This window comes from Nocardioides stalactiti, from assembly GCF_014180715.1.
Lineage (GTDB): Bacteria > Actinomycetota > Actinomycetes > Propionibacteriales > Nocardioidaceae > Nocardioides > Nocardioides stalactiti.
In genome coordinates this window covers 1-14,621 of sequence record NZ_JACEFC010000107.1, presented here as the reverse complement: position 1 = coordinate 14,621, position 14,621 = coordinate 1, and the positions used below count along the sequence as shown (strand labels likewise).

12 protein-coding genes are annotated in these 14,621 nt (G+C 71.2%); 5 read left to right on the top strand and 7 right to left on the bottom strand.

Translation table 11 applies throughout. From position 1 onward, the window contains the following. Positions 1 to 1,459, bottom strand: a 1,459-nt coding sequence (locus H0487_RS17885) for a tetratricopeptide repeat protein (protein WP_183095591.1), incomplete at its 3' end; no start/stop codon positions are given. Between the two features lie 260 nt (positions 1,460 to 1,719). Here H0487_RS17885 and H0487_RS17880 point away from each other — a divergent pair. Next, complete coding sequence (locus H0487_RS17880; RefSeq protein ID WP_183095590.1) at positions 1,720 to 3,030, top strand: S8 family peptidase; 1,311 nt, start codon at positions 1,720 to 1,722, stop codon at positions 3,028 to 3,030. Between the two features lie 3 nt (positions 3,031 to 3,033). On the opposite strand, the gene H0487_RS17875 is transcribed toward H0487_RS17880, so the two are convergent. Next, positions 3,034 to 3,489 (bottom strand): hypothetical protein, encoded by a 456-nt coding sequence (locus H0487_RS17875; RefSeq protein WP_183095589.1) that lies wholly within the window; start codon positions 3,487 to 3,489, stop codon positions 3,034 to 3,036. Next, complete coding sequence (locus H0487_RS17870) at positions 3,486 to 4,076, bottom strand: RNA polymerase sigma factor (RefSeq protein ID WP_183095588.1); 591 nt, start codon at positions 4,074 to 4,076, stop codon at positions 3,486 to 3,488. Before H0487_RS17870 ends, H0487_RS17875 begins: the two co-directional genes overlap by 4 nt. Positions 4,077 to 4,230: 154 nt before the next feature. On the opposite strand from H0487_RS17870, the gene H0487_RS17865 reads away from it, so the two are divergent. Together H0487_RS17865 and H0487_RS17860 are read left to right on the top strand one after the other, a co-directional pair. Then, positions 4,231 to 4,611, top strand: coding sequence for a hypothetical protein (locus H0487_RS17865; RefSeq protein WP_183095587.1), 381 nt, complete (start codon positions 4,231 to 4,233; stop codon positions 4,609 to 4,611). Between the two features lie 2 nt (positions 4,612 to 4,613). Next, positions 4,614 to 4,865 (top strand): response regulator transcription factor, encoded by a 252-nt coding sequence (locus H0487_RS17860; RefSeq protein WP_183095586.1) that lies wholly within the window; start codon positions 4,614 to 4,616, stop codon positions 4,863 to 4,865. A 99-nt stretch (positions 4,866 to 4,964) separates the two neighbouring features. Here H0487_RS17860 and H0487_RS24370 read toward each other — a convergent pair whose 3' ends face one another. The 3 genes from H0487_RS24370 to H0487_RS17845 form a co-directional block, all read right to left on the bottom strand. Continuing rightward, positions 4,965 to 7,184, bottom strand: a complete 2,220-nt coding sequence (locus H0487_RS24370) for a calcium-binding protein (protein ID WP_183095585.1) — start codon at positions 7,182 to 7,184, stop codon at positions 4,965 to 4,967. 201 nt (positions 7,185 to 7,385) lie between these two features. Next, positions 7,386 to 9,299: a calcium-binding protein gene (locus H0487_RS24365; RefSeq protein WP_183095584.1), complete on the bottom strand. Its 1,914-nt coding sequence runs from the start codon at positions 9,297 to 9,299 to the stop codon at positions 7,386 to 7,388. Between the two features lie 164 nt (positions 9,300 to 9,463). Then, complete coding sequence (locus H0487_RS17845; protein ID WP_183095583.1) at positions 9,464 to 11,668, bottom strand: HelD family protein; 2,205 nt, start codon at positions 11,666 to 11,668, stop codon at positions 9,464 to 9,466. 126 nt (positions 11,669 to 11,794) lie between these two features. On the opposite strand from H0487_RS17845, the gene H0487_RS17840 reads away from it, so the two are divergent. After that, positions 11,795 to 12,367, top strand: coding sequence for a hypothetical protein (locus H0487_RS17840; protein WP_183095582.1), 573 nt, complete (start codon positions 11,795 to 11,797; stop codon positions 12,365 to 12,367). Between the two features lie 4 nt (positions 12,368 to 12,371). Here H0487_RS17840 and H0487_RS17835 read toward each other — a convergent pair whose 3' ends face one another. Beyond that, positions 12,372 to 12,956 carry a TetR/AcrR family transcriptional regulator gene (locus H0487_RS17835; RefSeq protein ID WP_220793543.1) on the bottom strand — a complete coding sequence of 195 codons (585 nt, stop codon included), beginning with the start codon at positions 12,954 to 12,956 and terminating at the stop codon, positions 12,372 to 12,374. Positions 12,957 to 13,060: 104 nt separating this feature from the next. On the opposite strand from H0487_RS17835, the gene H0487_RS17830 reads away from it, so the two are divergent. Continuing rightward, a complete protein-coding gene (locus tag H0487_RS17830; protein ID WP_183095580.1) occupies positions 13,061 to 14,575 on the top strand; it encodes an MFS transporter in 1,515 nt (504 codons plus the stop codon). Positions 14,576 to 14,621 lie beyond the last annotated feature (46 nt).

Genomic DNA, 14,621 nt, shown 5'->3' with positions numbered 1-14,621 from the left:
CGGCCAGGCGCCGCCCGTTGTCGCGGAGGGCCGCGAGGGACGCCGGGATGGTCGCGGCGTCCGAGGTGGCCGGCGGCTGCGCGAGCGCGGTCGCCCGGGTGCGCTCGCTCCAGCGGAGCAGGGTGCGCGGGTCGTGCGCCGCGTGGCGCAGGGCGATCTCGGTGAGCTCGCGCCCGTGCGTGGTCGCCAGCGCACGGAGCTCGGAGGACCCCATGAGGCGGCGGTGCTCGTCGATGGCGTCGAGGCCCGCGGACGCGGCCCGCAGCAGCCCGCTGCGGCGGCCGTCCTGCTCGCGAGCCAGCACGCAGGCCGTCCAGGCACTCGCGCGCACCAAGCCATTGGGGTGCGCGCGGTACGAGGCCGCATCTCCCCATCGGGCCAGCCGTTTCTCTTGTTCTCCCAGTCGGCCGGCGAGAAGGAGTGCGAGCGCCGCTTCCTCAGCGCGCCGCTCGTGAAGAGCGCGGGCAACCTCGTCGGCCGCGGCCGCCAACCCCTGATGGTCGCGGAGGGCCTCGCGGGCGCGGACCGCGACGAGATCGGCGCGGAGTCGCCCCCAATCTCGCCCCTGCTGACCGAGTGCTTGTTGGACCGTCCGTGCTTGTTGCAGAGCCGCTGCGGCTTCACCAGCTGTCAGCAACGCGGTCGCAAGTGCCAGCCGAAGGTCGACCTGCCGTCCCGCGGCCATGGGATGCGCGAGGACCTCCTCGAGGAGTGCGACAGCCTCGGGAACGAGGCCGACGGCCAGGTAGGCCGCCGCCCAGACCTCTGCTAGCTCAGGGCGTGGTCGCCCGACCGTCTCCATCGCCGCGGCACCAGCCGCGGCGTACCACCCCAGGGCCGCGGGGTAGTCGCCACGAGCCTCAGCGATGTCGCCCCGATTTGCCAGGACATCCAGCACCTCGAGAACCGCGCCTTCAGAACGGAACACCTTCTCGGCCGTCTCCAGGCGGCTCTCAGCCACATCGACGAGGCCCAATCTCAGCTCGACCCAAGCAAGGTTGTTCAGTGTCCGGGCGTACCAGATCGGATCGGTGACGGCATCGATAGCGGCGAGGGCTGTGAGCATGGCCGACCGCGCGTCCGCTGACCGACCGAGAAAGTTGAGCGCGAACGCCATCCGCATCCGCGCAGTCGCCTCGACGGTCCCGCTCGCCTGCCTGACCGCCTGTTCCAGCTGATCGAGTCCGGGGCCGGTCTGGCCGGCCAGCACGAGAGTTCCGCCGAGGGTCGCGCGGACGTCACTCGTCCTTTCCACGTCCGCGGACGCCGAGGCCTCACGAACTCCGGCCCAGAGGCACGCGAGCGCAGCGTCGACGTCGCCTGCCTCCCGATGGACGATGCCCAGAGCCTGGTGGGCGAATGATCGAGATCGGGAATCCTCAGCCTGTTCAAGAATCGCGAGAGCCTTGTGCCGCGCAACGTCGGGCGCGTCGAATGCCAGCTCCAGCAGGTCCTGCATCGCGACCTCAAAGATCTTCCGGGGTTTCCCCTGTTTACGCGCGTCTCCGGGCAGCACTACGTTAGCGGCGCTGATAGGCCCCGGCCCGCGGCCGCTCCCTGCTCTCCCTGAGGTTCGCCATGAGTGAGTCCCCACGACCGAGCTTCTCGATCCGCGTCTTCATCGGACAGATCCGACGCCGGTTGCCTTGGCCCCCGTTCCGTCCGCCGTTCCTCCCCCCCATCGCACGCGATCTCAGCGCGGCCAGGCTCCGGGCACAGGTGGCTGTGATCCGTCGAGCGTTCAGGGAGACCGGAGTCGATTCGGCCGGGCACGAAGGAACGAAACGTCCCCGCGACGACGCCGACGTCCACTACCTCTTCCGGCCCCGTGCCGCGCTCGTCCGTGACAACACCGACGACAAGGCCCACCTGGATGAATTCCTGGACTTCTTCGCGCGCCGCGAAGGCGACTTCAACGGGCGTCCGGTGCCGGGGCCCCGGCCGGTCGCCGGACTCGTCCTGGTCGAGCTGCCGACTCGGAAGGATGAGGGAGACCCCGTCCTTGCGACTCTCGAGGAGCTGGATGGCGAACGCGCAGCGAACGGAGCCGACGAAGTCATCGCCCAGCCGGACCATGTCCTGTACGTCACGCCTGGAGGGCGCTTGTGCCCCGACACGGAACCCGAGCCTCCGCGCGGCACCACCCCGGTCCCCGACATCTCCCAGACCGACACCGCCGGCACCGGTGTCCGCGTCGCCGTCGTCGACACCGGCTGGTGGAAGGAGGCGGCGTCGCACCAGACCACCAAGAAGTGGCTCGCGAACGTGGTCGCCGACCAGGAGGACGAGGAGGTCCTCCAGGTCGACGCGAACGGTCAGAACATCATCCACGAGTACGCCGGGCACGGGACCTTCGTCGCCGGCGTCATCAAGTGCATGGCGCCCTCGGCGCGGGTCGAGGTCGAGGGCCTGCTGACCAAGGGCGGGGCGATCTTCGAGTCCGAGATCTGCGAGCAGCTCGACCAGGCGCTGGACGAGAGCGACCTGCCGCAGATCATCAGCATCTCGGGCGGCACCCACACCCGGAAGAACATGGGGCTGCTCGGGCTGGAGATGCTCGCAGCGGCGTACGGCCTGGACGACGGGGTGAAGACCCTCGTCGTGGCGGCCGCCGGCAACGACGAGAGCGACCGGGAGTTCTACCCGGCGGCGTACCCGTGGGTGATCGGGGTCGGCTCGGTCGATGCGGACGGCAAGGTCTCGAAGTTCTCCAACTTCGGCAAGTGGGTCGACGTGTGGGCGCGTGGCCGGGACATCGTCAACGCGTTCCCGGTCGGCACCTACACGTGTCACTACCCGGAGAACATGGACCCGGTGACGAAGCAGCCCCAGGTGCGCACCTTCGACGGTCTCGCCCGGTGGAGCGGCACGTCGTTCGCGACGCCGATCGTCGCCGGCGCCATCGCGGCGCAGATGAGCGCCACGAACAGCACCGACAACCCGCGCAAGGCCTACGACGAGCTCGTCGCGGCCTCGCAGAAGTCGGTGCCCCAAGCCGCCGGCGGCAAGAAGATCGTCGGCCCTCTCTAGCCTCTAGATCGTCGCCCAGGGGGTGGTGAGGATCCAGCCGGAGCGGGCGACCACGAACCGCACGCTGCCGGCGCCGACCCCCTCGATGCGGAAGAAGCCGGAGGCGTCGGCCTCGACGACGACGTCGTCGACGCCGGGGCGCTGCAGGGTCACGGTGGCGGGGTCGCCGACGCCGGACTCGTCGATCACCTCGCCGAGGACGACGTCACCGTCGATCTCGACCTCCAGGGTGACCGCCGCCCGACGGAAGGAGAGGGTCCGCGGGCCGTCGCCCCCGGACCGTACGGCGGCGCCGGCGTCGAGCGCAGAGTCGTGGAGGAGCTCGGCGAGCTCGGCGTCGACGGTGCGCCAGGTGAAGGCCGCCTGTGCGGCCGCGCGGCGCCGGTCGGAGACGGCGGTCTCCTCGGCGACCGCGGCCGCGAGCTCGGCGAGGAGCTCGTCGTCGTTCCACTGAGTCATCTCAGCTCACCTCCCACGGGATCGGGGCCGAGACTTCGGATCGCCTTGGTCCTTCGCAGCTGTTCGAGCGCGCGTGCGCGCGTGGGGCCGATGCTCCCGATGGGGATGCCCAGCCGGGCACTGATCTCCTCGTAGCCGATCGGCGGGTCGGCGAGCAGGAGCAGGAGCAGCTCCCGCCGGCCGGCGGGCAGCTCGGCGAGCGCCTCGCGCAGCAGCTGACGGCGCTCCGCGGCGAGCAGGTCATCCTCGACCGCGTCGTCCGTGACGGCGTCGAGGCCGCCGTGCTGCTCCAGCGGGTCCACGGGCTGCGTGCGGCCGCGGACGTTGATGACCCGCAGGCACTCGTTGCGCGTCGTCGTACGGATCCAGCCGGGGAGGGCGTCGGGCTCGCGCAGCGCGTCGAGGTGCTCCACGAGGCGCAGCCACACCGTCTGGCTGACGTCGTCGCCGTCGGCCTCGGACAGCCGGTGGCGCCGGATGATCGCGCCCACGAGAGGCAGGAACCGGTCGACGATCGCGTCCCAGGCATGGTGATCCCCTCCCCGCGCCGCGAGGACGAGGGTCGCGAGCGGGTCCGTCGTGTTCATCGGAATGCATCGTCCACCATGGAGGAGCGTCCCGGCACCCCTCCTGATACCTCGGAAATCTTTTCGACGTTCCTGTATCAGGATCGATACCTGCCCCCTCCTTCCTTCCGTGACCGGCGGTGACTCCCCCGCCGCAGACCTGGAAGGAACTGAGATGACCTGGCACGAGACCCACCAGCGCACCCGCATCATCCGCGAGGTCGAGGCGGCCGCCGCCGTCGACATGAGCGGCGCGCTCCCCTGGCGCGAGGAGTGGGCCGCCGTGTTCGGCAGCCCCGAGGGCCTGCTCACGGCCCTCCGTTCGCGCTGGCAGCGCACCTGCGAGGCCCAGCTCGACGCCCGCAGCGGCGAGGACGTGTTCGCCGACACCTACCGGCAGCTGCGCCGGACCCAGGCCGGCATCCTCGCCATCCTGCGCCGGGCGGCCGAGACCGAGGTCGGCCACGGCGCGGAGGTGCTCGCGCTGACCGGAGCCTCGCGCGTCCCGGTGCCCGCCAAGAGCCGGCGCCTCCGCGGCGGCCCGGTCATCTCGTGACCATGACCGCCGCACCTGCGGTCGAGCCGCAGACCGGACGGCGGCTCGACCGGTTGTCCCGGCGCGAGCTGGAGGTCCTCCGGCTGATCGCGCTCGGGCTGTCCAACGCTGCCGTGGCCGACCAGCTCTACCTGGCCGGCAAGACCGTCGAGACCGTCTGCTCGAGCATCTTCCGCAAGCTCGAGCTCCATCCGTCCGACCACGTCAACCGACGGGTGCTCGCGGTCCTCGTCCTGCTGCGCGAGGACGTCTGAACGACGACGCGAGATGACGGCGCGAAATGAGGATGGCCGCCCCCACTCCGGCGGAGTGGGGCCGCCCACCTTGTCGTGCGCGAGGACCTGCCGGACGGGCTACTGGACCAGGTGGTTGGTGCCTGTCCCGCCGTCGAGGGTGTCGGTGCCGGCGTCGCCGAACAGTCGGTCGTCGCCCGCACCGCCGTTCAGGGCGTCGTCCTCGGTGCCGCCGCGCAGGATGTCGGCGTCGTCGTCACCGTTGAGGGTGTCCGCACCGGCGCCACCGATGAGACGGTCGTCGCCGGCACCGCCGTTGAGCGTGTCTCCCTCGGTCCCGCCGAGCAGGACGTCGGCGCCACCGTTGCCGGTGAGGGTGTCGATGCCCTCCGCACCGGTCAGACGGTCCACGCCGCTGCCACCGGTGACGGTGTCCGCGCCCGGTCCGCCCGCGATGGTGTCGCCACCCTCGCCGCCGTCGACCGTGTCCGCACCGGGACCCCCGTTCACGGAGTCGACCCCGCCGCCACCGTCGATGCCGTCGTTGCCGTTGCCACCGAGCACCGTGTCGTCGTTGGCCTCGCCGTCGAGGACGGGGTCGTCGCCGTCGCCGCCACTGATGGTGTCGTTGCCGTTGCCACCGGTGATCGTGTCGGGACCGTCGCCACCCTGAAGGGTGTCGTTGCCGACCCCGCCGGCGAGGTCGTCGGTGCCCGGACCACCGTTGAGGTAGTCACCGTCGGCATCGGGTCCACCGTCGAGATCGTCGTCGCCGAACCCGCCGCGCAGGGTGTCGGTGCCTCCCTGGGCGGCGATGTAGTCGTCGCCCTCGTGGCCATAGACCACGTCGTCACCCTCGCCGGCGTCGATGATGTCGTCGCCTGCCTTGCCACAGATCAGGTCGTCGCCGCCGAGTGCGTTGATGGTGTCGGCGCCGCCGCCGCCGACGATGACGTCCGGGCCGGCCGTGCCGGTGAGCGTGTCGTTGCCGGCGGTGCCGAGGACGGTCGGCTCCTGACCCGCGCAGACCGCGCACATCGACGTCATCTCGTTGCCGGCCACACAGGTCCCGGCGTCGTAGGTGTTGTCGGTGCCGGTCGTGATGGCCTCCACGACGAGCTGGACGCTGTTCGCGCCGGTCTGCTGGATCCCCATCAGGAAGCGGACGTCGATCGACTCACCGGGCGCCAACGGGGTGCCTCCGGTCACGGTCGGGACCGTCAGGACGGAGTTGAACCCACCGCCGTTCCACTGGGTGGGCGGTTGCTGCAGCGTGGTGCCCTGCACGGTCACGTTGCTGGTGCCCGAGCCGCAGGGGGCGCGGTCGACGGTGACGACGACCGCGGTCGAGGTGCGCGGCCGGTAGTCCGCGATCCCCCCCGGCGCCGGGAAGGTCCGGATGTCGGCGACCCGGATGCGCAGCGCGGTGACGTTGCCGCCGGTGTTGTTGGTGATGGTGCGCCGGATGTCCTCGGTCCCGAACGTCGAGTTGTTCGCGGGGTCCGAGACGAAGTTCCGTACGGCGTTCGGCGGGGAGCGCCAGCCCGAGCACTCGTCGAGGAGCGACACGTCGAGGTCACCGTTGCTGCGCGGCGAGGCGAGGTTCGACGGTCCGGGCGCACCGAGTCGCTGACCGGCGCCGGCCGACGTGCCGTTGGTGTCGACGAACACGAAGTCGGTCGCGTTGTTGTCGGTGTCCTCGGGCAGGCCCGGGGTGTCGGTGGTGAGGTCCGCATCGGAGATCGACGCCGTCGACAGGTTCCGGTAGAAGCTGTAGTCGATCGAGAACGGCGTCAGCGCGTTGTAGCCCGCACCCTCCTTGTAGAGCGTGTTGGCCTCGGAGGTGGAGCCCACCGCGTCGAGCCGGTTGGCCAGGACGTAGTCGCCGCCGCCGTTGTCGTTGTTGAACAGCGCGATGCCGGCGTTGTCGGGGATGTCGGTGGTGAAGGTCGCGTCACCGGTCGCCATGCCCGCCAACGAGTAGGCGGCCGAGTTCACGCACAGGTAGCTGCCGAAGGCAGGGATGACCGTGCCGTTGGGGATCGAGCAGCGGCTGACGCCGTCCGACGCCGCGACTCCGTAGCCGGCGCCCGCCGCACCGACGACCGTGTGGTCGGTCGAGCCGAGGTTGGTGATCTCGATGAACTCGTCGTTGGCCCCGTTGGGTCCGCGGACCCGGAACTCGGAGATGACCAGCGGTCGGCTGGGGTCGGGTGCTGCCGCGCTCACGCGCCCGCCGGGCGCGGCCTCCACCGGCGCCACTGCTCCCAGGCTCAAGGTCAGCCCGGTGGCTGCTGTCGCTAGTGCAGCAAGAACCGCACCCATTCGTCGTGTCGTCACCGACGACTCCTTCGATGTCGTCCCGAGACATCTGTGGAGCGCGGTTCCGCTCCCTCCCGGGGGAAACCGTAGGGGGACGCCACCGGCAGTGTTCGCGGTTCCGGACCGACACGGGACTAAGTCCCGTTGAACCCCCTAAGCACAGGTGGCCGCCCCGACTCCGCGGAGTGGGGCGGCCAACGTGGTGGGTGCTCGTGAGCCCTAGCGGCGGACCCCGCGCTGGAACACGACGTCGGTGCCCGTGCCCCCGTCGAGGCTGTCGACACCACCCTGACCGAAGAGGTGGTCGTCGCCAGCGCCGCCGTTGAGGGCGTCGTCACCGTCGTTGCCGAGCAGTCGGTCGTCGTCGCCGTCACCGTTGAGGGTGTCGCCACCGGAGCCGCCGGCGAGCCGGTCGTTGCCGTCACCACCGTTGAGGACGTCGACCTCCGAGCCACCCAGGATCGTGTCGGCACCGGCATCGCCGTCCAGCGTGTCCGCACCGGCGAACCCGGAGATCGTGTCGTCGCCGAGGCCACCGGACGCGGTGTCTGCCCCCAGGCCGCCCCGGATGTCGTCGGCGTTGTCGCCGCCGCTCAGGGAGGCGTCGTCGCCCAGGCCACCGATGATCGTGTCGGTCCCGTCACCACCGTTGAGGGTGTCGACGCCCGGACCGCCGCAGATCACGTCGTTGCCGCCGAGGCCGTTGACCGTGTCGTTGCCGCCGAGGGCGAGGATCACGTCGTCTCCCGGGGTGCCGGTGATGGTCTCGCCCGCCGCACTGCCGGTGATCGTCGGTGTCCGACCGTCACAGACGGCACACATCGACGCGCTCTCCGCGCCGCTCAGGCAGGTGCCGGCGTCGGCGGTGGTGTCGTCACCGGAGGTGATCGCCTCGACGATGATCCTGACGCTCTTGCTCCCGGTCTGCTGCAGACCGTGGAGGAACCGCACGTCGATCGAGGCACCGGCGGCCAGCGGCGTGCCCGGGGTCACCGACGGCACCACCCACGTGCTGTTGAAGCCGCCGCCGTTGGGCTGGCTCGGCGGCTGCTCCAGGGTCGTGCCGCGCACCGTGACGTTGCTGGTGCCCGCGCCACACGGAGCGCGGTCCACCGTCACGACCACGTCGGTCGAGGTCCGCGGCCGCATGTCGGCGAAGCCCGACGGCGCCGGGAAGGTCCGGATGTCGGCGACCCGGATCCGCAACGCCGTCACGTTGCCGCCGGTGTTGTTGGTAATCGTCCGTCGGATGTCCTCGGTGCCGAACGTCGAGTTGTTCGCCGGGTCGGAGGTGAAGTCCCGGACCGCGTTCGGCGGGCTCTGGTCGTCGCCGCACGGGTCGAGCAGGCTCACGTCGAGGTCGCCGTTGTTGCGGGGCGAGGCGAGGTTCGACGGACCCGGGCCGCCCAGGCGCTGACCGGCTCCCGCCGAGGTGCCGTTCTTGTCGACGAACACGAAGTCGGTCGCGTTGTTGTTGGTGTCCTCGGGCAGGCCGGGGGTGAAGGTCGTGAGGGTCGCGCTCGAGATCGATCCCGTGGACAGGTTCCGGTAGAAGCTGTAGTCGATCGAGAACGGCGTCAGCGCGTTGTAGCCCGCACCCTCCTTGTAGAGGGAGTTGGCCTCGGAGGTGCTGCCGACCGCGTCGAGGCGGTTGGTCAGCTTGAAGTACGCGCCGCCGCTGTTGTTGTTGAAGAGCGCGATGCCGGCGTTGTCGGGGATGTCGGTGGTGTAGGTCGCGTCACCGGTCGCCATGCCCCCCAGCGAGTAGCCGACCGAGTTGGTGCACAGGTACGACCCGTACGGGGGGATCACCGTGCCGTCGGGGATCGAGCACCGGACGGTGCCGTCGGACGCGGCCACCGCGTAGCCGGTGCCCGTCGTCGACGCCACGGTGTGCGCGGCACCGGACCGGTTGGTGACCTCGACGAACTCGTCGTTGGCCCCGTTGGGGCCCCGGACCCGGAACTCCGAGATGATCAGCGGCCGGGCCGGGTTCGGCGCCGCCGAGGCGAACCGGTCCGCCGGTGCGGCCGGGGCGGCGTCCACCTGTGCCGCCATGCCGATGCTCCAGGTCAGTGCCGCTGTTGCTGAGGCGAGTGCTGCCACGAGCGCATGGGTCTTCCGTGTGGTCACTGACCACTCCTTCGAGTCGTCCCGAGACACGAGGGAGCGCCCTCCGCGCTCCCGACCGAATCAACGTAGCGACGCACCCGGGCGCGCCGGGCGCGATCCGGTGTCGACGGGACAAAGTCCCGTTCAGCTGTCTCAGCGCGGTCTGGACCGGTGGCGGCCCGGGATCAGCGAATCGTCGTCAGCAGCTGCGTCGCGCGCGTCAGCACGACGTAGAGCGTGGCCCGGCCGGTGGTCGACTCGGCCTCGATCTCGTCCGGTCGGACGACGATGATCCCGTCGAACTCCAGGCCCTTGGTGTCGAGGCCGGTGAGGACCACGACCCGGTCGTCGCCCGACGGCGGCACCGAGGAGTCCACGGCGGCGCGGGCGCCGGCGGCGTCGTCGGCGAGCTCGGGCCACGAGGCCAGCCAGGCGTTGACCTCCGAGCGGCGCGCGGCCGGGACCACGATGCCTACGGTGCCGGCGACCTGCCGCGCGGTCGCCACCACCGCGTCCCGGGTGGCGGCCTCGAGGTCCGCGACGTCGGTCACCTCGGTCGGCGGGACACCGGTACGGCGTACCGCCTCAGGGAGGTCGGCAGCGAGGCCGACCCGCTGGGCGTAGGCGGCGGCGAACTCGTAGATCTCCGCGGAGTTGCGGTAGTTCGTCGACAGGTGGAAGGCGTGGACCTGCTTGCCCTCGATGGCGCGGGCGCGGGCCTCGGCAGCCTCGTCCGGCGCCGGCCACGAGGACTGCGCCGGGTCGCCGACGATCGTCCACGAGGCCGTCCGGCCGCGCCGCCCCACCATCCGCCACTGCATCGGCGTGAGGTCCTGGGCCTCGTCGATGAGGACGTGGGCGAAGCCGTCGTCCTCGATGCTGTGGGTCGGGGGCGCCCAGGCCCGCCCGGACGGGGCGTACTCCCGGTCCGAGGCGGTCATCAGCTCCTGGATGTCGACGGCACCCTGGATCAGCGCCAACGGGTCGTCGCGGTCGTCGTCGGCCTTCTGCGGCACGTCCCCGAGGGCGTAGCGGAGCTCGTCGAGCAGCGGCACGTCCTCGATCGACAGGTCGCGGTCGGCGCGACCGCTCCACGACTTGAGCAGCAGCCGCTGCTCCTCCGTCGAGAGCACGCCGTCGGCGACGCGGGCGAGGAGCTCGGGGTCGCGGAGCCAGCCCAGGACCGTCGGCGCGTCGAGCGGCGGCCACCAGCCGAGGGCGAAGTCGAGGAAGTCGTCGCGCGAGAGCATCTCGTCGTCGAACTTCTCCCGCCCCTGCTCGCGGCCCCGCTCCCCGCGGACCTGGCGCCACATGGCGTCGAGCAGTGCGGAGGAGACACGCGGCAGCTGCTTGTTGCGGCGGCCCTGCGACATCAGGTTGCGGCGGACCCGCCCCAGGACCCCGCGGTCCAGGGCGATCCGGTCGTCGCGCCAGAACACGCGGTACTCAGTCGGGCTCCCCGGCGCCTGCTGGCGAGCAGCGCGGCGCAGCACCTCGGCCATCCGCTCCGAGCCCTTGACGTCGGCGACGGCCGGCTCGTCGTGGCGCGTCGTACGGAAGCCGTCGACGACCTCGCCCAGCGAGCGCAGCGCGACCGCGGTCTCGCCGAGCGACGGCAGCACCCGCTCGATGTAGCGCATGAAGACGCCGGAGGGACCGACGATGAGGACACCCCCGGACTCGTAGCGGCGCCGGTCGTTGTAGAGCAGGAAGGCCGCGCGGTGCAGCGCGACGACGGTCTTGCCGGTGCCGGGACCGCCCGAGATCGACACCACGCCCTTGCCGGGCGCGCGGATCGCCTTGTCCTGCTCGGCCTGGATGGTCGCGACGATCGAGTGCATGGACCGGTCGCGGGCCCGCGAGAGCTGGGCCATGAGGGCGCCCTCACCGACGATGGGCAGCTCGCGGCCGGCCGCCTCGGCGGACGCGGCCGCGTCCGCGTCCAGCAGCTCGTCCTCGACGCCGATCACCCGCGGACCGGTCGCGCGGAGGACCCGGCGCCGGATGACGTGCTGCGGCTCCGCGGCGGTCGCCTGGTAGAACACCGCGGCCGCGGGGGCGCGCCAGTCGATGAGCAGCGAGTCGTGCTCGTCGTCGCGCAGGCCGATCCGACCGACGTAGCGCGGCTGCGGGTCGACGTCGTCGGTCAGGTCGAGCCGACCGAAGACGAGGCCCTCGTGGGCCGCGTCGAGCTGGGCGATCCGCTTCGCCGCCTGGAACACCATCGCGTCGCGCTCGACGAGGCCGCCCTCGTGGCCGAGACGGCCGCGCGAGTGACCTTCCTTCGCAAGTTGCTGGGCGGCCTGTCCGGCCCGCTCCAGCTGTTCGTACACCCGGTCCACGAAGGCCTGCTCCGCAGCCACCTCGCGATCGACCAGCTGATCTGCCACCGACGATGCCCCTGATGTGTTTGTTCCGCTGACGTACGTGGTCGTTCTTGGTCGCTGCTCCCTCGGATCCCTGGGAGCAGCAAGTCCTCAACCCTACACTTTGTCGGAGAACCCCAAGGAGGCTCGATGCGACTCCCTCACCTCGCCCGCCTCGCCAGCGCGGGGCTGATCGTCGCCGCCGCGCTCACGACCTCCCCGTCGTACGCCGAGAGCCAGACGGTGAGGGACGCCGCCCAGGACGTCTACAAGGAGGCCGACGGCGCGCCCGCGCTCTCTCCCGGCGACAAGGCGCGCGACATCGTGAAGTCGAAGGCGTCCTATGGCAACGGGAAGCTCGTGCTGTGGGTCGAGGTGCGCAGCCTCGCGACCGACGACTACGCGGCGTGGTTCAGCGTCAAGACCAGCAACGGGCACTGGACGATGGGCTACGACAAGGAGTCGGCGCCCGCCTACACGTCGCTGTTCGACGGTGCCCAGGAGGTCTTCAGCTGCGACGGGCTGCGCGGCGGCGGCGACCGGCGCAGGGACCGCATCACCATCACGGTGCCGCGGTCGTGCATCGACGCGCCGCGCTGGATCAAGTTCGGCGTCTGGATGCGTCACGACACGAACAACGTCAACGTCATCGACGACGGCCGGATCGACGCCGGCTACAGCTCGGTCGAGCCGAAGCTCGGGTCGCGCGTCACCTACAACTGACGGGCTATCCCCGCAACGAGTCGTCGATCCGGTCGAGCAGCCGGTCGAGGTCGGCGTCGCGCTCCTTCTTGGGTGCCTCGCTGAGCGGCCCCGTGCCGTAGAGCATCGAGAAGCCGTGGACGCCGGCCCAGCACGACAGCTCCGCGCCATCGCGCTTCTCCGGCGGGAGGAAGCCGACGGCGAGGCACTCGTCGAGCGCGGCAGACAGGTGCTCGTACGGACCGTCGAGCTCACCCAGCGCCACCACGCTGAACGCCGTGGCGAACAGTCCGGGCTCGGCGATCGCGTAGTCGACGTAGGCCTTGCCCGTCTCGCGCAGCCGGCGACGAGCGCGCGCGACCGGATCGGTCACCCGCACCCGTTTCACCCGCGCCTGCATCGCTGCCGAGAGCTCGTCGAGACCGACCCGCGCGACCTCGCGCACCAGCTCGTCGCGGTCGGCGAAGTGACGGTAGGCGGCGTTGTGGGAGACCCCGGCCCGCCGGGCGACCTCGCGGAGCACGATCCCGTCGGGACCCTTCTCGCGGCCGAGCACCACCGCGGCCTGCACGAGCGCCTCGCGCAGGTTGCCGTGGTGATAGCTGCTCACCGCCGCATCGTAACGGCCGTCACCCGGTGCGATGTTGACAATGTCCACATTGCACCGCATCCTCGTTATGTTGTCACTGTCCACATCCAGTCCGAGGAGTCACCATGGGACGCAAAGCGGGCATCCTGGTCGCCGTCTACGTCGCGGCGCTCGCGATCAACCTCGACATCACGATCGTCAACGTGGCGCTGCCGAGCATGGCGACCGAGCTCGACGCCGGGACGCGCGGGCTCCAGTGGATCGTCGACGGCTACAACCTGGCGTTCACCGCCCTGGTCCTCGCCGCCGGCAGCCTGGGCGACCGCTACGGGCGGCGACCGGCCCTCATCGTCGGGCTGCTCGGCTTCGCCGCCACCAGCGTCGCCGGCGCGCTCGTGACGAGCTCCGAGGCGCTGATCGCGGCGCGGTTCGGGATGGGCGCGTTCGCCGCGTTGATCTTCCCGACCACCCTCTCGATCATCTCCAACACCTTCCCCGACCGACGCCAGCGCGCCGCCGCGCTGGGTGGCTGGGGAGCCATCGTCGGGGTCGGCGTCGCCTCCGGCCCGGTGACCGGCGGCCTGCTGCTCGAGCACTTCTACTGGGGCAGCATCTTCCTGGCCCTGGTCCCGCTCGCCCTCGTCGCCGCCGTCCTCGCCTTCGTGCTCGTCCCCGAGTCACGCGACCCGTCCGTCCCCACGCTCGACAAGCGCGGGCTCGTCGTCTCGATGGCCATGCTCGGCGCCCTGACCTACACCGTCATCGAGGCGCCCGAGCACGGGTGGTCCAGCGCCTTCACGGTGGTCGGCTTCACGACCTCCGCAGCACTCGTCGCACTCTTCATCACGGTCGAGCGGGCGGCCGAGCACCCGATGCTCGACGTCCGGCTGTTCGCCGACCGACGGTTCAGCGCGGCCAGCGGCGCGGTGACGGTCACGTTCTTCGCCCTCTCGGGCTTCATCTTCCTCATCACCCAGTACTTCCAGGTCGTCCGCGACTTCGGCCCTCTCTCGACGGGCGCGCGCATCCTCCCGGTCGCGGTGTCGATCGCCGTCGCCTCGATCGTGGGAGGGATCCTGGCGCCGCGCGTCGGCACCCGGGTGGTCGTCGTGACCGGGCTGGTGTTCTTCGGTACGGCGATGGCGTGGATCGCGCTCAGCGTCGAGGTCGACACGTCCTACTGGGCGACGATCGTGCCCCAGATGGTGCTGATGGGCCTCGGCATGGGCCTCATCTCGACCCCCGCGACGGAGTCGATCATGCTCGTGCTGCCACCGGCGCGGGCCGGGGTCGGGTCGGCGGTCAACGACGCGACCCGCGAGCTCGGGGCGACCCTGGGGGTCGCGGTCGTCGGCTCGGTGTTCTCCTCGGTGTTCGGCGCGCGGCTCGTCGACAGCTCCCTCGCAGCAACCGGGCGGGCGGACGCGGCAGCAGACTCGGTACCGGTCGCCTTCGGCATCGCAGGCGCCGACCCCGAGCTGCTCGCCGCCGTGCGCGACTCGTTCCTCGCCGGGCTCTCCGTCGGCTGCACCGTGGTCGCCGCCCTCTGCTTCGCCGCGGCACTCATCGGCGCGTGGGCCCTCCCCGGCCGAGCGTTCCACGCTGCCAAGGAGGCCGAGCGCGAGCTCGTCGGCGCCTGACCCAGCCGGGTCGTCCGAGCCACCGTGACCGCGAGGTCACCCTGGC